The sequence below is a fragment of the Colwellia sp. 6M3 genome, from assembly GCF_014077595.1.
GTDB lineage: Bacteria > Pseudomonadota > Gammaproteobacteria > Enterobacterales > Alteromonadaceae > Cognaticolwellia.
This window is the reverse complement of record NZ_JACGWF010000075.1, coordinates 1-21,333: the sequence shown is the minus strand read 5'-3', so window position 1 is coordinate 21,333 and position 21,333 is coordinate 1. Positions and strand designations below refer to the sequence as shown.

General features: G+C 38.0%; 20 protein-coding genes. 5 read left to right on the top strand and 15 right to left on the bottom strand.

Annotated elements, in window-relative coordinates; translation table 11 throughout:
• Positions 1-397: 397 nt before the first annotated feature.
• Positions 398-1,240, bottom strand: a complete 843-nt coding sequence (pssA, locus tag H4J50_RS14510; RefSeq protein ID WP_182257147.1) for a CDP-diacylglycerol--serine O-phosphatidyltransferase — start codon at positions 1,238-1,240, stop codon at positions 398-400.
• A gap of 231 nt (positions 1,241-1,471) precedes the next feature.
• On the opposite strand from pssA, the gene H4J50_RS14505 reads away from it, so the two are divergent.
• Positions 1,472-1,915 carry a DUF4124 domain-containing protein gene (locus tag H4J50_RS14505; RefSeq protein WP_182257146.1) on the top strand — a complete coding sequence of 148 codons (444 nt, stop codon included), beginning with the start codon at positions 1,472-1,474 and terminating at the stop codon, positions 1,913-1,915.
• 58 nt (positions 1,916-1,973) lie between these two features.
• Here H4J50_RS14505 and clpB read toward each other — a convergent pair whose 3' ends face one another.
• The 3 genes from clpB to rluD form a co-directional block, all read right to left on the bottom strand.
• Positions 1,974-4,562 (bottom strand): ATP-dependent chaperone ClpB, encoded by a 2,589-nt coding sequence (gene clpB / locus H4J50_RS14500; RefSeq protein WP_182257145.1) that lies wholly within the window; start codon positions 4,560-4,562, stop codon positions 1,974-1,976.
• 146 nt (positions 4,563-4,708) lie between these two features.
• The gene (gene pgeF, locus H4J50_RS14495) at positions 4,709-5,542 is read right to left on the bottom strand and encodes a peptidoglycan editing factor PgeF (RefSeq protein WP_182257144.1); all 834 of its coding nucleotides are present in this window, start codon (positions 5,540-5,542) and stop codon (positions 4,709-4,711) included.
• A complete protein-coding gene (rluD, locus tag H4J50_RS14490; RefSeq protein ID WP_182257143.1) occupies positions 5,532-6,509 on the bottom strand; it encodes a 23S rRNA pseudouridine(1911/1915/1917) synthase RluD in 978 nt (325 codons plus the stop codon). Before rluD ends, pgeF begins: the two co-directional genes overlap by 11 nt.
• A gap of 153 nt (positions 6,510-6,662) precedes the next feature.
• Here rluD and H4J50_RS14485 point away from each other — a divergent pair, with 153 nt between their 5' ends.
• Positions 6,663-7,427: an outer membrane protein assembly factor BamD gene (locus tag H4J50_RS14485; protein ID WP_182257142.1), complete on the top strand. Its 765-nt coding sequence runs from the start codon at positions 6,663-6,665 to the stop codon at positions 7,425-7,427.
• A gap of 95 nt (positions 7,428-7,522) precedes the next feature.
• Here the strand turns inward: H4J50_RS14485 and glnB are convergent, their stop codons facing one another.
• Complete coding sequence (glnB, locus tag H4J50_RS14480) at positions 7,523-7,861, bottom strand: nitrogen regulatory protein P-II (protein WP_077287161.1); 339 nt, start codon at positions 7,859-7,861, stop codon at positions 7,523-7,525.
• Between the two features lie 188 nt (positions 7,862-8,049).
• Here glnB and nadE point away from each other — a divergent pair, with 188 nt between their 5' ends.
• The 3 genes from nadE (at position 8,050) to H4J50_RS14465 (ending at position 10,402) form a co-directional block, all read left to right on the top strand.
• Positions 8,050-8,883, top strand: a complete 834-nt coding sequence (nadE, locus tag H4J50_RS14475) for an ammonia-dependent NAD(+) synthetase (RefSeq protein ID WP_182257141.1) — start codon at positions 8,050-8,052, stop codon at positions 8,881-8,883.
• Between the two features lie 79 nt (positions 8,884-8,962).
• Positions 8,963-9,529 carry a GspH/FimT family pseudopilin gene (locus H4J50_RS14470; protein WP_108457836.1) on the top strand — a complete coding sequence of 189 codons (567 nt, stop codon included), beginning with the start codon at positions 8,963-8,965 and terminating at the stop codon, positions 9,527-9,529.
• 279 nt (positions 9,530-9,808) lie between these two features.
• Positions 9,809-10,402 (top strand): GspH/FimT family protein, encoded by a 594-nt coding sequence (locus tag H4J50_RS14465; protein WP_182257148.1) that lies wholly within the window; start codon positions 9,809-9,811, stop codon positions 10,400-10,402.
• A gap of 86 nt (positions 10,403-10,488) precedes the next feature.
• On the opposite strand, the gene H4J50_RS14460 is transcribed toward H4J50_RS14465, so the two are convergent.
• The 10 genes from H4J50_RS14460 to H4J50_RS14415 all read right to left on the bottom strand — a co-directional run.
• Positions 10,489-10,812 carry a TapY2 family type IVa secretion system protein gene (locus H4J50_RS14460; RefSeq protein ID WP_182257140.1) on the bottom strand — a complete coding sequence of 108 codons (324 nt, stop codon included), beginning with the start codon at positions 10,810-10,812 and terminating at the stop codon, positions 10,489-10,491.
• 1 nt (position 10,813) lies between these two features.
• Positions 10,814-11,221 carry a type IV pilin protein gene (locus H4J50_RS14455; RefSeq protein ID WP_108456672.1) on the bottom strand — a complete coding sequence of 136 codons (408 nt, stop codon included), beginning with the start codon at positions 11,219-11,221 and terminating at the stop codon, positions 10,814-10,816.
• The gene (locus tag H4J50_RS14450) at positions 11,221-14,799 is read right to left on the bottom strand and encodes a pilus assembly protein (protein WP_182257139.1); all 3,579 of its coding nucleotides are present in this window, start codon (positions 14,797-14,799) and stop codon (positions 11,221-11,223) included. The genes H4J50_RS14455 and H4J50_RS14450 overlap by 1 nt, the downstream gene beginning before the upstream one ends.
• Before the next feature lie 36 nt (positions 14,800-14,835).
• Entirely contained in the window at positions 14,836-15,369 is a 534-nt protein-coding gene (locus H4J50_RS14445) for a PilX N-terminal domain-containing pilus assembly protein (protein ID WP_182257138.1), read from the bottom strand.
• Positions 15,363-16,319 (bottom strand): PilW family protein, encoded by a 957-nt coding sequence (locus tag H4J50_RS14440; protein WP_182257137.1) that lies wholly within the window; start codon positions 16,317-16,319, stop codon positions 15,363-15,365. Before H4J50_RS14440 ends, H4J50_RS14445 begins: the two co-directional genes overlap by 7 nt.
• A gap of 1 nt (position 16,320) precedes the next feature.
• Positions 16,321-16,884 carry a type IV pilus modification protein PilV gene (gene pilV / locus H4J50_RS14435; RefSeq protein ID WP_162533786.1) on the bottom strand — a complete coding sequence of 188 codons (564 nt, stop codon included), beginning with the start codon at positions 16,882-16,884 and terminating at the stop codon, positions 16,321-16,323.
• Between the two features lie 326 nt (positions 16,885-17,210).
• Complete coding sequence (gene ispH, locus H4J50_RS14430) at positions 17,211-18,140, bottom strand: 4-hydroxy-3-methylbut-2-enyl diphosphate reductase (RefSeq protein ID WP_182257136.1); 930 nt, start codon at positions 18,138-18,140, stop codon at positions 17,211-17,213.
• Positions 18,141-18,247: 107 nt separating this feature from the next.
• Positions 18,248-18,679, bottom strand: coding sequence for an FKBP-type peptidyl-prolyl cis-trans isomerase (fkpB, locus tag H4J50_RS14425; RefSeq protein WP_108456678.1), 432 nt, complete (start codon positions 18,677-18,679; stop codon positions 18,248-18,250).
• 12 nt (positions 18,680-18,691) lie between these two features.
• Complete coding sequence (gene lspA / locus H4J50_RS14420) at positions 18,692-19,204, bottom strand: signal peptidase II (protein ID WP_108456679.1); 513 nt, start codon at positions 19,202-19,204, stop codon at positions 18,692-18,694.
• Between the two features lie 130 nt (positions 19,205-19,334).
• The coding region (locus tag H4J50_RS14415) for an isoleucine--tRNA ligase (RefSeq protein WP_182257135.1) at positions 19,335-21,333 on the bottom strand (1,999 nt) is incomplete at its 5' end.

The window sequence follows — 21,333 nt, the reverse complement described above, 5'->3', positions numbered from 1 at the left end:
GCGAGATGCGCATTCTACGCAACTCAGTTTTAATGTCAACGTTTTATTTGAATTTATTTTAAAAGTTTTTAAAACTTTCAAAACCTATCTTTAAAACGTTAAGTTAACCAATTCAGCCTAAACCGCGCTAGATAACTTATTAAAACAGTTCGTTGGGGTGACCCCTTGGAACTGGAGCGCATTTTAGAGATTTTTGACCTCACGTCAACACCTAAAGTGCATTTAATTTCGGAAATGTGTTTGTTTGCTTTTTATTTAAGCAAGCCGTTGGATTTTCGCTCTAATAAAATAAAAAAAGCGCTTAAATAGCGCTTTTATATTTTATTAGAACGAAACCATACTTACATTGAGCATTGTAAATTTAGTACTTTGTGAGCTAAACGGTTCACCAACCCATTTATTTAGGGTCGTTATTCGTTGATTTTTCATTTGCATCACTATTCTCTGGCGCTTTAGTTTCGCTATCGCGCATAAAGTCCGCATCCTGATCGTCGCCAAGCACATGCTCTAACTTTAATTTTTTTACTGAGCGGATAGTAGTAAACGGCCCCGAACAAGCATATAAGCCAAATATAATGAGCAAAATATTTTCAGGGCTAGAAGCGATAACCACAAAGGCGAGTACTATTAATAGTACGACAACAAAATTAACCTTACCTTTCCAGTCCACTTCTTTAAAACTGTTGTATCTAAAGTTGCTGACCATTAACAGACCAAGGACGATAGTAATTAAACCGATAATATAGCCATAATCTTGCCCGTTGATTTGATATTCACTGCCAACCCAAATAAGGCTGGCTACAACGCCTGCAGCAGCTGGGCTTGCTAACCCTTGGAAGTAGCGTTTATCTGCAATGCCAACTTGGGTATTAAAACGAGCAAGACGTAATGCAGCACAAGCAACATAAACAAATGCGGCTAACCAGCCAAATTTACCAAAACTCGAAAGCGCCCAATTATATGCCACTATTCCTGGCGCTATGCCAAACGACAACATATCTGCCATGCTGTCGTATTCTGCACCAAATTCACTCTGTGTATTTGTCATTCTTGCAACTCTGCCATCTAAGCCATCAAAAATCATGGCAATGAATATAGCAATTGCTGCACTGATGAAGTGACCATTCATCGATGATACGACAGCGTAAAATCCGGAAAATAGACCTGCTGTAGTTAATAAATTAGGTAACAGATAAATACCGCGAGTTTGAAGCGAGTCATCATTGTTTTTGTCTTGCATAAATTAAACCGAAAGAAGTTAAAATGAGTTATATAGGGGTAATCTAGCATAAGTTTATTTATTAACGGTAGCTGTAGTACAAATGAATGATTAATAAAAGGATAAAAATTTGTAAACTGGCCTCTGTGTTGCTATAAAACACAGTAGATATTACATTTATATCGTGTGTATTCATTTCAAACGAGATTAAATGTTAGTAATGTTAGTATTAATTTATGGGTAGGTACCGTTATGAACATTAAGACATTGTTGTTTTTTTCGATGATATTAGTGTATTCCGATGTTTTCGCAGCCGAACAGATCACCATTTATCGTTGGATTGACAAGGAAGATGTTGTTCATTTTAGTCAAAACCAACCACCACATGATGACTATATTGAAATTAGTATGGCAAAAAATCAAAAATCTGCAGCCACAATTGAAAAAGATATGTCTAGTTTAAGTTCACAATCTACTGATAAATCTTTTGTTACCGCACAAGAGAATAGTGATGCAATTGATAATATCAATCAAGATAAGTGTATTACTGCACGAGATAATTTAAGCACTTTACAGAATTTTGATAAAATTCAATATAAAGATGAAACGGGTAATGTGAAAGTATTAGGTGCTTTGGAAAAACAACAACAATTAGCAATGAATGAAAAACAGGTAGAAGTTTATTGTACCGAGTAACAAACTCCATACTCCTACCTGCTTAGGTTAAAACTAGCTAAAACCTAAATTAAATAGCTTAACTCTTCACATTATTAACAGTGAAATTTAAGCTATTGTCACTTAGCTCTACAAAAATATGATCCCCTGCTGAAAACTCGTTCGCTAACAATTTATGTGCAAGCGGGTTTTCTATCTCCTGTTGAATAGCTCGTTTTAACGGTCTAGCACCAAAAATTGGGTCAAATCCTGCAGCGGCAATAAACGATAATGCCTCATCTGAAACGGTCATACTGATATCTCTTGCTTCTAATCTTTTGATTAAAGCCGATATTTGAATACTCGCAATACTTTGAATTTGCTCAGAGAGTAACGGATGAAAAACTACAGTTTCATCGACACGGTTTATAAACTCAGGTTTGAAGTGATGACTCAATTCAGCTATTACACGCGTTTTCATTTGTTGATATTGACTGTCATCGCCAAACTCTTGAATAATGTCGGAACCAATATTTGAAGTCATAATGATCACTGTGTTTTTAAAATCAACAGTGCGTCCTTGGCCATCCGTTAACCTTCCATCATCTAATACCTGCAGTAATATATTAAAAACATCAGGATGTGCTTTCTCAATTTCATCAAGTAATATAACAGAATAAGGTTTACGCCTTACCGCCTCAGTTAAATACCCTCCTTCTTCATAACCAACATAACCAGGAGGTGCACCAACTAAACGCGCAACAGAATGCTTTTCCATAAACTCTGACATATCAACACGCACTAATGAATCTTCACTATCGAAAAGAAAATGAGCTAATGCTTTGGTTAATTCTGTTTTTCCTACGCCAGTTGGTCCGAGGAATAAAAAGGAACCTATAGGTTGATCAGGATCTGCCAAACCTGCTCTTGATCTTCGAATAGCGTTTGATACGGATACCACGGCTTCAGATTGTCCGATAACACGTTTGTGAAGATTGTCTTCCATGTGTAGTAGTTTATCACTTTCGCCTTCAAGCATTTTTGCTACCGGTATGCCAGTAGCACGGCTCAATACGTCTGCAATTTCAACATCAGTGACTTTATTTCTAAGTAAAGTCATTTCTTGCATCTCAGCTTGGCAAGCAAGATCAAGCTGTTTTTCAAGATCGGGTATACGACTATATTGTAGCTCTGCCATGGTATTTAGATCGCCTACTCTTCGAGCAGCTTCGAGTTCAATGCGGGCTTTCTCTAGATCTGTTTTAATCGCCTGCGTGCCATGAAGTGCAGCTTTTTCGGTTTTCCACACTTCATCTAATTCGTCATAACTTAATTGGCAAGTTGCTATATCTTCTGAAATCAGCTCCAAACGTTTTTTGGAGGCGCTATCAGAATCTTTTGATAATGCTCTTTGTTCAAGTTTTAGCTGAATTAAACGTCGCTCTAATCTATCTAAGTTCTCAGGCTTTGAATCCATTTGCATACGAATACTCGACGCTGCTTCGTCGATAAGATCAATCGCTTTATCAGGCAGTTGGCGGTCGCTTACATACCGATGTGACAATGTTGCAGCGGCAACAATAGCAGGATCGGTTATTTCAACATTATGGTGTAACTCATAACGTTCTTTAAGACCACGTAAAATGGCAATCGTATCTTCTACACTAGGTTCATCAACCAGTACTTTTTGAAAACGCCGCTCTAAAGCTGCATCTTTTTCAATATATTGACGATACTCATCTAAGGTAGTAGCACCAACACAATGTAAATCCCCTCTTGCTAGCGCAGGTTTTAGCATATTTCCTGCATCCATAGCTCCGTCACTTTTGCCAGCGCCGACCATAGTATGCAATTCATCAATAAATAGTATCACCTGCCCTTCAAGCTGGTTTAGTTCGCTAAGTACAGCTTTAAGGCGCTCTTCAAATTCACCACGATATTTAGCACCAGCAACAAGCGCGCCCATATCAAGTGATAAGACTCGCTTATTTCTAATACCTTCAGGCACTTCGTGATCAACAATACGTTGAGCTAACCCTTCAACAATGGCAGTTTTACCTACACCAGGCTGACCAATGAGTACCGGGTTGTTTTTTGTGCGTCTTTGCAATACTTGAATAGTTCGTCTGATTTCATCATCTCGACCTATAACAGGGTCTAATTTACCTTGCTCTGCTAGCTCGGTTAAATCTACGGTATATTTATCGAGTGCCTGGCGTACTTCTTCAGCATTAACATCGTCGACATTTTTCCCACCACGAATGTGGATAATTGCGTCTTGCAAACGTTGCTCACTCGCACCTAGTCCTTTAAGAATTTGTCCAAGTTTACCTTTATCTTGTAACGCTGCCAGCATGAATATTTCTGAAGAAATAAACTTATCACCGTGCTTTTGTGCAAACTTGTCACAAAGATTTAAAATATTTCCCATCGCCGATGACAATTGTACTTCGCCACCGGTACCGGACACTTGTGCTAATTCATCAATAGCAGCTTCAACTTGTGTTCTAAGTGTTCGAACATTGATACCCGCACTTTTTAAAAGTGGAATAATGCTACTCGCGTTTTGGTTTAATAACGCAAGCATTAAATGGATAGGCTCTATAAATTGGTGATCTTTACCTAATGCTATAGATTGAGCATCAGATATTGCTACTTGAAATGTTTGTGTAAATCGATCTAAACGCATTAACGTTCTCCTAATGCCATGTTACTGGGCTTACAGTATAGTTAACTATGTTATGAGGACACTTAGACGTATTTTCAAGCATTGGAAAACTATAACCTTGATGAAGATCAATTAATGGAATATTAGAAAGCTTGAAATTAAACAATTTATTTTATAACGATAATGCTAGCCATTCTCCCGGTCTGGCCATCCCGGCGATAAGAATAGTACTTATCACGCAAGGTATGAGTACATTCATTCAATGAAGTGATATTTTTTACACCTAAATTCGAAAGTTGCAATTGAGCAATCAAGTGTAAATTTGCTAAATATTTTATTGGATCGTCATTGAGCGATTTGATAAGTTTAAAAGCTTGCTCGAACTGTGTGGAAACCTGACAGAAAGCTTGTTTTACTTCATGTCCAACTTCAAAAAACTGTTCGCCAATACAAGGCCCCATCCACACTACAATGTCATTTACTGAGCTTTGCATTAATGTAATGGTTTCCTCAATAATGTTTGCAGCTAAAGGTCGCCAACCAGCATGAATTGCGGCAATTTCGCTGCCATCGCTGTTTGATAATAAAATAGGTAAGCAGTCTGCAGTCATAATTGCTAAAGCAATTCCTTGGCTGCGAGTTATCGCTGCATCAGCTATAATCGGGTTATTATCATGATGCTCAACGTTAGCTACTTTATTACCATGAACTTGAGTTAACCATTGAATTTTAGTTTCAGAAGGTAGGTACTTTAAAAGTAGCTTTCTGTTTTGAATAACTAGATCAGGACAGTCACCAACATGATCACCCAAATTAAAAGCATCAAACTCTGGCGCCAATGGTGTCGAAGCTTCATGTTCAATTGTGACTATGAGCGATGAAGGCTCTGCATTACTAGGCAACAACTTCTTTTGAGTTGGTAATCGGTTGGTAGTAAAGGCCAACACGCGTTCTGTTGGCCATTTGATATACTGTATATTGTCTGAAGGGTTAAAAATCACTATCGACGAGATTATTTTTTGTATCTATACGTAACATTTCAGCTAATGCGACCATATCATCAGGTACATCAGCATGCCATGTCATTTGTACACCCGATATCGGATGATACAGAGATAACATTGCAGCATGCAGGGCCTGACGCTTGAATTGACGTAACATTTCACGTAATTCTTCTGATGCATTTTTAGGTGGACGAGGTCGACCACCATACACAGGGTCACCCACAAGTGGATGCGTTATATGTGCCATATGCACGCGTATTTGATGTGTGCGCCCAGTTTCCAAACGCAAACGTAAACGTGTGTGTAACCTGAATTTTTCCATTACACGGTAATGCGTCACCGAAGGACGGCCTGAAAAGGTTACGGCCATATGTGTACGCTTTGTAGCATGACGGCCAATCGGCTCATCAACTAAACCACCAGCGGTCATAATACCGCTGGCAATAGCTTCATATTCACGAGTAATTTCACGCGCTTGAAGAGATTCAACCAAGTTGGTTTGAGCGGCAATAGTTTTTGCTACTACCATTAGGCCTGTTGTGTCTTTATCCAAACGATGAACAATACCTGCACGCGGCACAACATCTAGTTGAGGGCAATGATGAAGTAAGGCGTTAAGCACTGTACCATCTGGGTTACCCGCACCAGGGTGCACAACAAAGCCAGCAGGTTTGTTGATCACTAAAATATCGTCATCTTCGTAGACAATATTAAGTGGTAAATCTTGCGCTTTAAAACGCACTTCCGCTTCAACTTCAGTATTGATGGCAATAAGCTCACCACCGAACATTTTTTCGCGGGGTACATCGACTACAACGTCGTCAACCGTAACATGACCGGCTAAAATCCACTCTTTTAAACGTGAACGTGAATAATCAGGGAACATTTCGGCCAAAGTCTGGTCGAAACGTTTGCCTAAGCATGATTCGGGAACCGTGTCCCGGTGTTGAATTATCTCAGCCATTAAACTCTCTATTAATTAGCACTGTGCAAGGCAGGATTGCTAGGTTAGAATGCCAGTGCTTATTTTACCTCTTTGCTAAAGCAATTACATTAAGTAATTATAGCGAGGAAGATATTTATTTTTAACTAAAACAAAGTAGTGATATTGAAGTCTATGGAAAAAGTGACAATAAAAATAATGTGCCTTGCACTCGTGTTAGCAATAACTGGTTGCTCAGGCACAAACGAAAAAGATATAAAAAAGGTGCCGGACAAGTCTGCTCAAGCATTATTTTCTGATGCTAGACAATCACTTGACAATGGATTATATCAAAAGGCTATACAAATATTATCGGCGATAGATTCTCGATTTCCTTATGGTCCTATCTCTCATCAGGTACAATTAGATTTAATTTATGCTTATTATAAAAGTGGTAATGCTGCGCAAGGTCTAGCCTTAACAGATAGATTTTTAAGACTTAACCCTTCACATGCAAACATAGACTACGTTTATTATATGCGTGCGTTAATCAATGTTGCTACTCAAGAAAATTTATTCCAAAATCTTGCAGGTATTGACCGTTCAGACCGTGATCCTTCAGCAGCTCGCGATGCATTTAAAGATTTAAAGATATTATTAGAGAAATACCCTAACAGTAAATATGCTGCTGACTCACGTCAACGCATGATCGCCATTAAATCACGACTAGCGAAGTATGAATTATCTGTTGCACGTTATTACTTGAAGCGTGAAGCGTATGTTTCATCAGCTAACCGAGGAAAATATATTGTTGAATACTTTTCTCCTAGCGCAGAAACAGAAGAAGCATTAGAAATTATGATTGTCTGTTACGAAAAACTGGGCTTAACTGATTTGCAAGTTAATGCCAAACAAGTGTTAGCTGCAAACTACCCAAATAACCCTTTAGTTTCTCAATAAAAGTCTCAACTCTAGCTTAGGTATTGCTGCATAGACATCAATAAGCCAAAAAAATACCAGCAATTTGCTGGTATTTTTTTGGGCTATTAATAGACTTAAATAGCCTCTTCGTCTTCTTCTCCAGTACGAATACGTATTACGCGTTCTACATCGGTTATAAAAATTTTACCATCGCCAATTTTACCCGTCTGCGCAGTTTCTAAAATAGTATTTACACAGCGTTCAACATTTTCTTTTTTCACCACAATCTCGAGCTTTACTTTCGGTAAAAAATCCACCATGTATTCGGCGCCGCGATAAAGCTCGGTATGCCCTTTTTGACGTCCAAAGCCTTTAACTTCGGACACAGTCATACCCGTAACACCAATTTCGCCAAGTGCTTCACGTACATCATCCATTTTAAATGGTTTAATTATCGCTTCTATTTTTTTCATTTTTCTAGCCTATAAGTTGATTTACGCATCGGAGCATGTTGATAATTATCATTATCTACATAATATCAAGTAATTGTACAGCTATAGTGCAAAAGTTCTAATCGAAGTAAGACTTTGCTACACTGCCTATACTGCTACTTTTAAACAGCTTAAAATTTAAAATCTACCTCTCACCAAAAGGAAATATTATGGGCGCCCAGGCAATAATCAATGAAATGAAAGTATTACCTGAAATTAATCCTACGTTTGAAATTGAACGTCGAGTAGATTTTATCAAAAACAAGCTAGTTCAATCAGGCCTTAAATCACTAGTTTTAGGTATAAGTGGTGGTGTTGATTCTTCTACTTGTGGCCGTTTAGCTCAACTCGCTGTTGACGCTTTAAACAGTGAAAGTCCGAATACTTATCAATTTATTGCTGTAAGACTTCCCTTTGATATCCAAGCAGATGAAGATGACGCACAGTTGGCTCTTGAGTTTATAAAGCCTACACATAGTTTAACCACTAATATCTTGGCAGGCACTGAAGGTATTCATAATGAAACCATTAATGCCCTTCAAAATGCAGAACTGCTCTCAGCATCTGCCGCTGAAATAGACTTTTCTAAAGGAAATGTTAAAGCACGCTCTCGCATGGTAATGCAATATCATATTGCAGGTATATTGGGTGGCTTAGTATTAGGTACAGATCACTCGGCAGAAAATATTACAGGCTTTTTTACCAAGTGGGGAGACGGGGCTTGTGACTTGGCACCATTATTTGGACTATCCAAACGTCAAGTCAAACAAATTGCTAGCACTTTAGGCGCTCCTAGCCAATTAACTGATAAAGCACCAACAGCTGACTTAGAAGAGTTAGCCCCCAGTAAAAAAGATGAAGATGCCTTAGGCCTAAGTTATGATCAGCTAGATGACTTTTTAGAAGGTAAAAACACGGATAAATTAGTAGAAGAAAAAATTATCGCTATCTACATGAAAACTCAACATAAGCGCACAGCAATTCCAACAATATATGAAAATTAGTTAATTAAATTTGGAAAATCTCGATATTTTTGACTATACCTAGCACTGAAAAGTTTATTCAACTAAAGGAATAGTTGTCATGTTAAAGTGTAATGGATTCACAATTATCGAAACAATGGTCGCGCTAGCGATTTTAATGAGTTTACTCTCCATTGGTATACCTAGCCTCAATAATTTCATTGTTGTCACCCGTGTTAACAATGAAATATCAACCCTCCACCGGCTGATTTTAATTACTAGAAATAGCGCTTTAACTCATAACACCAGTGTTACACTCTGCCCATTAAATGGCCAAAGCAAATGTAAAAACCTATGGCATCAAGAGTTAAGTGTATTTACTGACGGTAATAATAACAAAGTATTTGAACCTGAATTAAATGAACGAATTGTCGCAAATAAAGCGGCAATAAAAACCGGTGATAAATTACAATATGGCAAAACACGCATTGGCTTAACTTACGCTTCCACTGGCCATTTGTCAGGTTGGGGACAAAACGCCACATTTAGCTACTGCCCTGAATATCATAATGACAAAAACAGAGGTATTGTAGTAGCAACCTCTGGAAGAGCTTATGCGAGTGCTGCAAATAAAAGTAACAGTAAAAACATTAGACGTAGCGGTGCAAAAATTAAGTGTTATAACTAAACTTAATGACACTTGCTATGTGCTAAAAGAGATAAATATATTACATTTTTCTACTGATTATTAGTAATAAACTTAGCTGCTATGACAAGTATGACAACCATTCAGCCGTTGTTTAACATAAGCTAAAAATCAGAGACTAGAAAATAATATTTATGAAGCTTAAGTATAAATTATTAGCATCAGGCCCAGATTAACAGCACTTCCTTAAATAGAATTTGCTAGCTGAGCATAAGTAACAATGTTATAAATAAAGCATCAACCTTAACTGTAGCTGTAGTTATGTCTAAGTTATCTATAAAAAAATCTATAAGTCCTAAGTTTATTAAAGGATTCACAATCGCCGAGTTGCTTATTGGCATTGCTATTATTGGCATATTAACCGCTATTGCAGGACCAAGTTTAGGTCAGTTTATGGTGCAATCAAGAGTCGATAATGAAGTAAGCGAAATACATCGGCTATTATTAGCCGCAAGAAATAGTGCTATAAATAGTGGTAAAAATGTCACTATTTGCCCATTAAGTGGCACAACATGTACTACAAACTGGCAAAATGAAATTAGTGTCTTTATTAATAGTGATAATACATTAGCGAATAACAGTAATTATGTTAGCGCCAATGAAGAGTTAATAAAGGTGAAAGGAAAAATATCCAACGGTGATACGCTACAGTTTAGCCAAAATATTATAATATTTGCCCCGACAGGTCGATTAGTATCAGGCGGTAATGGCAACTTTAGTTACTGCCCTAAAGACAATAATGATTTTTCTCGCGGTGTTGAGGTATCCTTGTCTGGACGCGTTTATGCGACGACAGATACGAATAGTGATGGTAAAGACAATAATAGAAATGGCACATCAGTTTCATGTAGTTAATACATAAATGCCCAGTAATGTTACTGGGCATTTATAATAACGACGTTAACTAAATTAATTTAGTAACAACTAACAATATCGACGACTTATCTCGGTTGCTTTTCAAATAATTCATTTGCTTTACTTGAGTTGAATTTTGACTCAAGTAATACGCATTCAAATGCCAGTTGAACCTGCTGCTTCTTTTTAGCATAAGGTGTCGGTATTTTTTTACCCGCTAAGGTATCAACTAATTTATTAACTTGATTTTCTTTTACAGTAGCCAAATAAATTACTTTTTCACCATCAGCAAGTTCTACATAGCATTTAGCATCTACGTTATAATTTTTATCCACTTTATTAGCAGCAGAAACTTCAAAACTCGCATTTATTAAAACGATTAAGGTAATTAAGTATATTTTCATTTTCATGTTATTGCTCCCAACAGGCGCTTGCCGGTAATTTTTGCCCCGTTTCACTCACGGATAAGGTTGGGCAATTGCTGTCATTAGTTTTTTGCGGCTCAAGTGCCGTTGCCGTTAGTACAAAACCACCATTAGCTAAGGCCGCATCTATACTGTAATAACCATTTTCAGTGATAAATGGATCGTTACCTAACCCCAGGTTATTCATATCTGAGGTATATGCTCTGGTATCAACGAAGAACTGCTCTTGCATATTAGCAATTCTTAGTAACTCTCGCTGAGCCTCTGTGCGATTTGAGCGGGCGACAAAGTCAGTATAAGAAGGAAATGCTACAGCGGCTAGAATAGCAACTATAGCAACTGCTATTAACAACTCTATTAATGTAAAACCATTAATCCGTTTTACTTTTTGCATTATTGCTCCTCTTTAATATACATGTAGGTTCTCATCGTTTGCAGGGTAAAAGGAGTATTTACAACTTTTCGGCCAACAATAATATTACCTATAGTTTCCCCTGCTGCATCAGGAACCACAATGAGTGTAGGTGCACCTAAAAATTGCTCACTAATAACTATACTCCTTGTAGCATCTGCAGGCGGACCTTCAACAGTGCCGGTACCATCACCAACGCCAGTACCATCACCAGTTCCATCATTTGTCTTCCAGTTATATACTGCCGTACCTAGAGCTAAATCAACAGCGTATAACAGGCCAGTACCGTTAGGCTGCTCACATCGCACAATATTAGGATCTAAATTAGGTGGAATAAATGTTGTAAAAAAAGCGACACCATTGATAACAATGGCTTCTGCCGTACTCTTTTCACCTGAGCCTTCTAGGTCGATATACCAACCAGATTTTTTACTCACTGCAATAGCTAATGTTTCTCGCGCTTGAGTAGTCAGAGTTTGACCAAAAGGGTTATCTGTGTAGTTATACAAATCACTTTTTAAAAGCGCAGCGGGTGTTACAGGTTCAACTGAACTAAAAAATGATTTAGTCTTTATGTGCTCATCTTTAATCATAAAGAATGTATCACTTGTGTCGTCACCCAACGGGTTGGATCTGTCTCCACTACCTATAAGAACGGCATCGTAGGGTTTTTCTTGGTGACTCACGATTGTTTGAGTTTGACCATCCTTATCTGTTACGGTAGTTTCAATAGTTTCACTAACAAAAGTACGTACAATAGATGGTTCATTAAAAAAGCGTAAATCATTACTATTGGTAGTTCCGCCCAATTCAGCTAATTTAAACACTGTCCATGGGTCTTCTGAGTCACCTGGATTTCCACTTGGCATATCAACACGCCAAACATTACCACCCGTGTCACCGGTATAAAGTCTGTCTGTTAAACCGTCTCCATCACTATCAAGAATCGCTATGCTCGATGGAATACTATCGGTGCCACTGAACGTTGTACTTGCATTCTCAGCTGCTAAGCTCCATTTTAGCGTTCCGGTTTGAGCATCGACCATATAAATAGCACGACCTTTGGTATCTGGGGTCCCAGGACCGCTTGCATCTTTGCCTGCGTCATAACCACCACCGAAAAACAGTACCGGTGCGGCAACAGCAGAATCCCCTGAACCGGAAATATTTGCCTTAGAATAACCGAGCTTAGGTTGAGACCATGATTGCCCTAAGTCACCAAAGCCAGTTGATGAAGCATCGATATGCCAAAGTTTGCCTGGCGCACTAGGGTCACTAATATCTAACGCGTAATATGAAGTGCCTCCGCGACGAAGACCAAAAAAGATCCAAACTTTATCTGTACCATTAATAATGCCATCACCATTTTTATCTTGTGTATATGACGTTATATTGCCATCTACACCATAAATTTTTTCAGCTGTAGAATAGTTTTGTCTTAATGGCTTAATGTTTTTGAGAAACTCTTTTGGCATAAAAGCCCAGTTTTCATCTACTGAGTCACCTTTATCTTCGAACATGTGAAGCATACCGGCATTAGTACCAATAACAATACGAATGCTATCACCATAATTAACCACTAGGGGTTTAGAATGAAGAGGATCAGCAAAAACATCGGGACGAATAGTGGGCTCAGTACCATCGGGTAATTTTACATTATCGACATTAGTACCTTTGGCCCAACTTAAATAAGAATCTACATCATCAACATGCACATCCATTTCTGTAGCTAGCTCTGTGCTACCTCCAAACGAAGTTTCTGCCTGTGTTTTTGTTAATAATGCCAAAGCACCACTTGTGCCAATATCACTATAAACTACACGATTAGTTTTGTTACGTAGCATATCTGCAACGCCACCATCTGGCACATCATCACCATCTTTGGCATTATCTGTCGACCAAAAGCTCGTTACATCTGGAGAGAAATGACCACTACTTGCATCAAGCGCTAATTTGCCATGCTTACCGATTTGATTACCATCAACCACCTTATATTTTTTAAGGTTACCTTGCCAACGCGGTCCGTTCTCAGGTTGAAACATAGCATAATAAACCGAATTTAAGGTTTCAGTTCGGTCAAAGTTATTCGCAGCTACAGATGCAGAAGTTAAACTATCATTACTAGGCTCTAAACTTTCTAATGCATTCAAAAGTGCTGAGGTAAGTTGTGCACTATCTGTAGCAGGATAATAGTCTCCTCCTCCTAATTTAGCCGTTCTTTTTAATAGCGGCGCAGCATCAAGTGCTCCTTCACTAAAACCTATGGTGTAAGTTGAAACTGTTTGCCTGCCTGGTAGAGTAGTATTGAGATCATTCTCATTCATCCACTCAGCAAGACCCGCTAAATAGTTACCATCAAACTTGCTACCACTAAAGTTAACCGTTTTGCCTTCGTCAACGGTGGTTAATGCTTCAATTTTACTATCGGCACCATTATCATAAGTAGGTGCACCATCAGTAATTAAAATAACAAAGGCTTTACTACTACAACTTGAAAAAGGGCTATTATATTTTCCTGATGACTCTATTGTAGTATCCCGAGGCGGAACATTTTTTCTATAGGCAAGACCTCCGCCACGATAATAAAGGTCAACATCATCATCACCAAATTCAACATCTTTACCTGCAAAATACTGTTGAGCCTCATAAAGCGATTCACACAAAGGCGTCCAAGTTCTCGCAGAAACTTTATTATTTACAATATCGAGAAAATTAGCTTCGCTAGTATCGTTCATTTGTTGGATACCAAAAGCAACACGCCCTCCGTTAGGATGGTTAGCAGCATCACCGTAGTTATAATTAAACACTTCTAAGCCAAAATCGATAGATGGCGCAGCTTTAACTACATTAGCAATACTCTTTTTCGCGATTTCCATGCGCGTTGTCAGTGTTTGTGCAATAGTTTCGCCATGATGCCAACGTAAATAATTATCAGAATAAAGTGTTACATACTGACCAGACCATTCAACGTTAGAAGTTGCTAGTAAAGGACTATGATAAATAGGGAGAAATTTAGTACCAAGATAATCAATCGGGTAACCATCAGGTAAACTGTCAATATTGTTAGGATCGGATTTTAAAACATCATCTTCACAATCAATAACATCTATATTAGCGCCATTATTATCCGGAATTTCATTCCAACTACCCGATGTGCCTTTAAAGCTATATTCTCGAATATGCCCTGAGTAAAAGCCAGTTTCATCTAAAATTTTTCTCGCTGTTTCACAACTATTAATGGATGCTAGAAAACGACGGGATTCATTATTTTTATCCGGTACAGGTAAACCTGAGCCTCCATCACTTCCGCCTTTTGTAAAGTAAATAAAACGTTCATCTAATGAGTTGTCATTGCCGATCGCGGGGTAAGTTACCGAAGGATCATAGTCTTCATTTACAGAAAGTGTGGTCCCCATACTACCTGAGTTATCAAAAATAATCAGGACTTGGGTTTTACTACCAGCAAGCTTTACAGCATTGCTAACGTATAATTCTATATCCTCACTAAAAGATACAGTTGAGACTAAAAGCAGTAGACTAGTAGACAGAAATTTTTTCATTTTATTAACTCCAGTATTTAGCTAAACACCAAAAAATTATCGTAAAAGTTGCTGGGCAACACCTGTATTTACTTCAACTTCGTTGGTGTTTTTTCGTCCATATTTACGGACCACTTGCACGCGTATAACATTACAAGTAAATACTTGGGCTGATGAAGCAGATCTGGAGTGGGGGCAATCCGGTTCTAGCTCAAGTTCATTATTGGCAATATCGATATTTGCCGTAGTATCATTACCAGTATTTGTAATACCTAAACTACCAGTAACATTTCTAAAATCGTCATCTTGAAAACGAACGACAGGTGATGCAAATCTATTATTTCCAACATCGGCATTTACTTGTCGAAATATCACCTCGTCACTAGCACTTATAGCTTCTTGTGTAGCAACAACTTTTTCTTCACTTGCACCTGACATTTTCATATCTGTGGTTGAATTTTGCATCAAAGCCGCAGCAACTGCGGTTAGCGCAATTAAAAAAACAAGCGCAACAATTAACACAACTCCAGTTTGTTTACCTAAGCTTCGATTATTATTAAATACATTACGCTCATAATTACGATTTACCATGAGTCGACTCCTGCATTATATAAAGTTATGGTTGAATTAAAGAGTAATCGACGATAGTTGTCATTAAACGTAACGGGCACATCACCCAGATTATAGGTATTGGTATTAGTATATTTGATATCAGGGAGAATACTTCTGGCCAACACATAAATTCGTACGGCTAATATCCGGTTATTATTACCATTATCCCATTGGGCTAACGTCATGTTATCTGCAGATATAAAGGTATCAACAATTCCATAACCAGAATTTCCTGGAATGTCGGTATCTATGCCATACATAAAGCGAATTCTTTCAATACCATCAATAATAGGATCGAATGTCATATTAGTCGTTAAGCGACCTTGCATTAAAACGGGTACTATATTAGTACCTTGCGCTTCATCTCTTACGTAGTATATATGATGTTGATATTCCCACAGCTGACTATTAGCAACCAATGGAATCGCTCCACCTGTGAAAATTTCGGCTTCATTTAGGTTTGAAACAATATAATAGTTATCGTTTGAGCTTAATGCTAATGGATTAGATATAGCGCGTTTTAATTGAATAATATCAGAGCCTACTTTTGCATCGTTGATACATCCCATAATAGCGCTAGATGTTACTTCTTGGCCCCATATAGTTCTAAAGTGCCCTATGGCGTTAGGAAAAGTACCATTATTTAAGCCCTCACCAAGGCATTCATTACCTGGTGCGCCCGGCACTGAATTTAGCATTGAGTTATCTAATGTACCGGTATAATCGCCCCAAAAATTTTGTCTTAATAAGTCATCACTTAGCACACTTAATGCAAAACGACCGTTTTCTTGTAATTCGCCATAAGTTGCTGTTTCTTGAGTGGTCGTTTTCATACCTACGAAAACACTTAAAATACCAGCAAAAAGTGCTAAGCCAATAGCCAAGGAAATAAATATTTCAATTAAGGTATAACCGAGTTGTTTTTTCATATTAATTTATAAACGCCTTAACAATAACTTGTCGCCTTTTGGTACTAGCGGTGCCACAACTATCTTTTTTAGCATCAGCAATATCTGTTCGACCTTCCCAACTTACAACAACAGTTACCGCATTTGCTGCTTGGCTAATACATCCCCGAACGCCCGTTAAGCCAGCACGGTTATTGCCGCCATTAACAACATCAGCCCCCATAAGAGAAACTTCCCATTCATATCTATCATTCCCCATCATTTCGGCTGGAGAGCATAGTCCCGCAATTGTATTGCATCGTTTATCGGGTGGAGTATCGAGTTGTACACCATAGTCTGTCGCTGCATATCCGGCGAGAGCCGTTGCATTATTACTTCGCATTCTCTCAACAATATCTTGTGCTAACGCTGATGCAACAGAACGTTGCATTGCATCAAAACTGCCTTTCTTTGCTGATGCCTGCATAGCCACAGCACCTAAAATTCCGGTTACTAAAATAAAAACCGCGACCAACACTTCAATAAATGTAAGTCCTTTATTTACCGAGGGTTTTTTAGAGGGAACACGTGAAAATGTATTATTCAATATTTAATCTCCCTTCAAATATGAATAAATAAAATATAGACAATGTTGTTATTATTGCAAAAAGAAATAGATTAAAAGGGTTTATTCTAGACAAAGAAAAGTTTTGATAGGGACTTGAAAAATCACTACTTAACAGTAATTTATATGTGTTAAAAATCACATTGGTGAACTTCATTAACCCATACCTTAATTTATTATGACGAGTAATTTCTCTTACTTTAGCCCTTACTACTCGAAAATGTTAATTTGCAGATATAAATGGTCTCTTATTTCAAAAAATTTAGAAAACCAATACAGGCAATAGCTGCAAATAATATACCCTAAGACTAGCGTAATTCTATCGGCACCGCAAATACAGTATTTTCTTCTTTCCCTGGGTATTCAATAACCTCTTGTCCACCAAAGGATTTTAGCGCTTCTATCACTTGCTGAACCAGTATTGCAGGTGCTGAAGCTCCAGCGGTTACACCAATTTTTTTAACATCAGTTAACCATGAAACATCAATATCAGCGGCGGTATCAATTAAATAAGAAGTGGTGCCAATTTTTTCAGCCAATTCTCGTAATCGATTAGAGTTTGAACTATTTTTAGCACCCACAACAAGTAACAACTCCACTTGTTCTGCAATAGATCTTACTGCATCTTGACGATTTTGCGTTGCATAACAAATGTCATCTTTACGCGGACCTTGAATTAATGGGAATTTCTTTCTTAGTGCGTCAATAACATCGCTTGTATCGTCAACAGATAATGTAGTTTGGCTACAGTAATAAAGTTTTTCAGGATTTTTTATTTCAAGTGTTGCTACATCTTCAGTAGATTCAACTAAATAAATACCACCTTTTACACTTTCATATTGCCCCATAGTACCTTCAACTTCTGGGTGTCCAGCGTGACCGATAAGAATACATTCAATGTCTTTTCTACTCGTTCTTGAAACTTCCATATGCACTTTAGTGACTAATGGGCAAGTTGCATCAAAAACTTTTAACCCACGATTTTTTGCTTCATTACGCACTAATTTAGACACACCATGAGCACTAAATATAACGGTACTATCGTCTGGCACTTCATTTAATTCATCAACAAATACTGCACCGCGATCTTTTAAACCATTGACCACAAATTTGTTATGAACGACTTCATGACGGACATAAATTGGTGCTTCAAATAAATCTAATGCTCGGTCAACGATACTTATCGCTCGATCAACACCAGCACAAAATCCACGAGGATTAGCTAAAATAATTTCCATAACATTCTCATTGTTGCTTAACTTATTAAACTGCGTAACTTAAATAAGGTCTTAAATTAAATAATTGCTTAACTTAAATAATTGCTTAACTTAATTAACTAGATTACTTATATAACGTCGACTACGTCAATTACAAAAGTAACTTCTTGTCCAGATAAAGGATGATTAAAATCGATAGTCACTGAACTTCCTGAAACGTCTTTTATCATGCCAGGTAACTCACCGCCCGGTTGGGTAAAAGTTATAATATTGCCCACTTTCGCTGGTGCTTCTTCACTGAACTTGCTGATATCCATATAATGAATATTTTCTGGTAAGGGTTCACCAAAGGCATCAACTGCTGCTAGCACAAACTCTTTACTTTCACCTGCTGACATACCAAGCAACTGTGCTTCAAATGCTGGTGAAATACTAGTATCACCCATAATAATTTTTGCTGGCTTTTTATTAACTTTGGTACTGTCCGCCGCAGAGCCATCGGCTAGCTTCATTGTAATATGAGCAATAATTTCTGATGATGCCGTCACTAAATTTGTCATGTAATGTTCTCTTTAAGAGTTAATATCTTGTTTTGTTTTGCTTGACTCACCGTTTTTAAATGAATCAAAAATCATCAAAGCGGCACCAATAAAAATCATGGAGTCGGCAATATTAAAAGCAGGAAAATGATAACCAAAGCCATAAAAATCTAAAAAGTCGATTACATAGCCAAATAATACTCGATCAATAAGATTGCCAACAGCGCCACTTAACATGAACGCAAATGCCACCGACAACAGCACTTGTTGTTTAGGTGTTTTTGCTAACCATACAATAAAAACGATACTAGCAATGGCGGCGATTGCGGTGAAAAACCAACGTTGCCAACCGCCTTGATCAGCAAGAAAACTAAATGCTGCACCAAGGTTATGTACATAAGTTAAGTTGAAAAATGGCAAAATATCGATAGATTGATATAAGTCCATATTACTGACTATTAATTGCTTAGTTACTTGATCAGCTATTAAAAAAATAGCGGTTAACCACCACCAACGTAAGCCTGTTTGGGTAAATAAATTTTTCATAACACAAAAACTTCACTTTTATTATTCGCGCTCAATACGCAATACTTCAAGCTTTTAATAACTAGAAAACGTGCAGGCTTATTTAAAGCACTGCACGTTTTAGTTTTAATCGCATTAACACAGGTTGAACTTAAGCGAATTTACGTACTTCGCCTTCGCCATCTACGTTGCTAATACAACGTCCACATAACTCTGGGTGTTGTTCGCTTTGACCAATATCTTCAGTAACATGCCAACAACGATCACACTTTGCACCTTCAGCTGGCGCAACAGTTAACCATAAACCTTTGACTTCAGTAGCTAGTGTGTCTTTAGGTGCACTTTCAACAACGTTAACAACAGCTTTAGAAGTGATTAAGACAAAACGTAATTCTTCACCTAATTGCTGTAGTTTTTCTGCAAGTTCGCTTGTCGCATACAATGTTACAGCGGCTTCTAGCGCTTTACCTACTTGCTTTTCTTTTCGAGCATTTTCTAAGGCTTTATTGACTTCAGTACGCACTAATAAAAGCTCGTTCCAATAATCGTTATTTAAAGCACTGTCGGTTGAAGCTTTTGGTAAGCCATCAAACCAAACACCAGTGAAGACAAATTCTTCACGAGTCTCATCTGAAGCTGTTGGTAGCGCCTGCCAAATTTCTTGTGCAGTAAAAGACAAAATTGGCGCCATCCAACGTGTCATTGCCTCGGCAATTAAATACATCGCCGTTTGACATGAACGTCGTGCAACACTGTCTTCTTTAGCTGTGTATTGTCTATCTTTAATAATATCTAAATAAAAACCACCTAGCTCAGTTGTACAGAAGTTCATTAACTTGTGCACGACTACGTGAAATTCATATTCATCGTAAGCGGCAATAATATCGGCTTGTAACTGTGCAGCTTTATCTAAAGCCCAACGATCAAGTGCAACCATATCATCTAAAGCAATTGAATCTGTTTTAGGGTCAAAGCCATTTAAGTTAGACAGTAAAAAGCGTGCCGTATTGCGAATACGACGGTAAGCATCTGCTTGGCGTTTAAATATTTCATCGCCTGCAGTAATTTCTTGCGTGTAATTTACCGATGCTGTCCACAAACGTAAAATATCAGCACCTAATGTGTTGGTAATTTCTTTAGGTGTAATAACATTACCTAAAGATTTCGACATTTTATGACCTTTAGCATCAACCACAAAACCATGCGTTAGCACTTGTTTATAAGGTGCTTTGCCATTCATCGCTACAGACGAAATCATTGAAGACATAAACCAACCACGATGTTGATCTGAGCCTTCTAAGTACAAATCAGCAATGCCATCAAATTCTTCACGGGCTTTTACAACGGAGTAATGCGTTGTACCTGAGTCGAACCAAACATCAAGGGTATCAGGCACTTTAACGTATTCTTGTGCGTCATTGCCTATCAGCTCTGAAGCTTCTAAATCAAACCATGCTTGAATGCCTTTATCTTCAACACGCTTAGCAACGGTTTCAATCAGTTCGATACTGCGAGGATGCAAGGCACCGGTATCTTTATGAATGAATAATGCCATTGGCACGCCCCACGTACGTTGGCGTGATATACACCAATCTGGACGACCTTCTACCATAGATTCGATTCGGCGTTGACCCCAATCAGGGATCCACTGAGTTTTTTCAATTTCGCTTAAAGAGTCTTTACGTAAACCTTTATTATCCATACTGATAAACCATTGCGGTGTCGCACGGAAAATCAATGGCGTTTTATGACGCCAGCAATGAGGATAAGAATGTTCTAGCGCATGATGATGCACTAATGTGCCATGTTCTTTTAAAGTTTCAACGACATTTGCATTGGCTTTAAAAACATGTTGCCCAGCAAATAATGGCGTATCTTCTAAATAAACGCCATTAGCGCCTACAGGGTTAGCAACTTCTAAGTTATAAAGCTTACCAACAACAAAATCTTCTACACCATGACCTGGAGCGGTGTGTACACAACCGGTACCTGAATCAGTGGTAACATGTTCACCCAAAATAACCGGCACGGTAAAATCATAAAATGGATGTTTAAGTTGCACTAAATCTAAATCGCTACCTTTACAAAAACCTAATGCATGGTATTTACTGATACCAAAACGATCCATACATGAAGTCACTAGATCAGAG

What these genes read in the sequence shown, in the direction of transcription:
- pssA (WP_182257147.1), bottom strand. Translation starts at nt 1,240, where the DNA reads ATGCAAGACAAAAACAATGATGACTCGCTTCAAACTCGCGGTATTTAT.
- H4J50_RS14505 (WP_182257146.1), top strand. Translation starts at nt 1,472, where the DNA reads ATGAACATTAAGACATTGTTGTTTTTTTCGATGATATTAGTGTATTCC.
- clpB (WP_182257145.1), bottom strand. Translation starts at nt 4,562, where the DNA reads ATGCGTTTAGATCGATTTACACAAACATTTCAAGTAGCAATATCTGAT.
- rluD (WP_182257143.1), bottom strand. Translation starts at nt 6,509, where the DNA reads ATGGCTGAGATAATTCAACACCGGGACACGGTTCCCGAATCATGCTTA.
- H4J50_RS14485 (WP_182257142.1), top strand. Translation starts at nt 6,663, where the DNA reads ATGGAAAAAGTGACAATAAAAATAATGTGCCTTGCACTCGTGTTAGCA.
- glnB (WP_077287161.1), bottom strand. Translation starts at nt 7,861, where the DNA reads ATGAAAAAAATAGAAGCGATAATTAAACCATTTAAAATGGATGATGTA.
- nadE (WP_182257141.1), top strand. Translation starts at nt 8,050, where the DNA reads ATGGGCGCCCAGGCAATAATCAATGAAATGAAAGTATTACCTGAAATT.
- H4J50_RS14470 (WP_108457836.1), top strand. Translation starts at nt 8,963, where the DNA reads ATGTTAAAGTGTAATGGATTCACAATTATCGAAACAATGGTCGCGCTA.
- H4J50_RS14465 (WP_182257148.1), top strand. Translation starts at nt 9,809, where the DNA reads ATGTCTAAGTTATCTATAAAAAAATCTATAAGTCCTAAGTTTATTAAA.
- H4J50_RS14460 (WP_182257140.1), bottom strand. Translation starts at nt 10,812, where the DNA reads ATGAAAATGAAAATATACTTAATTACCTTAATCGTTTTAATAAATGCG.
- H4J50_RS14455 (WP_108456672.1), bottom strand. Translation starts at nt 11,221, where the DNA reads ATGCAAAAAGTAAAACGGATTAATGGTTTTACATTAATAGAGTTGTTA.
- H4J50_RS14450 (WP_182257139.1), bottom strand. Translation starts at nt 14,799, where the DNA reads ATGAAAAAATTTCTGTCTACTAGTCTACTGCTTTTAGTCTCAACTGTA.
- H4J50_RS14445 (WP_182257138.1), bottom strand. Translation starts at nt 15,369, where the DNA reads ATGGTAAATCGTAATTATGAGCGTAATGTATTTAATAATAATCGAAGC.
- H4J50_RS14440 (WP_182257137.1), bottom strand. Translation starts at nt 16,319, where the DNA reads ATGAAAAAACAACTCGGTTATACCTTAATTGAAATATTTATTTCCTTG.
- ispH (WP_182257136.1), bottom strand. Translation starts at nt 18,140, where the DNA reads ATGGAAATTATTTTAGCTAATCCTCGTGGATTTTGTGCTGGTGTTGAT.
- fkpB (WP_108456678.1), bottom strand. Translation starts at nt 18,679, where the DNA reads ATGACAAATTTAGTGACGGCATCATCAGAAATTATTGCTCATATTACA.
- lspA (WP_108456679.1), bottom strand. Translation starts at nt 19,204, where the DNA reads ATGAAAAATTTATTTACCCAAACAGGCTTACGTTGGTGGTGGTTAACC.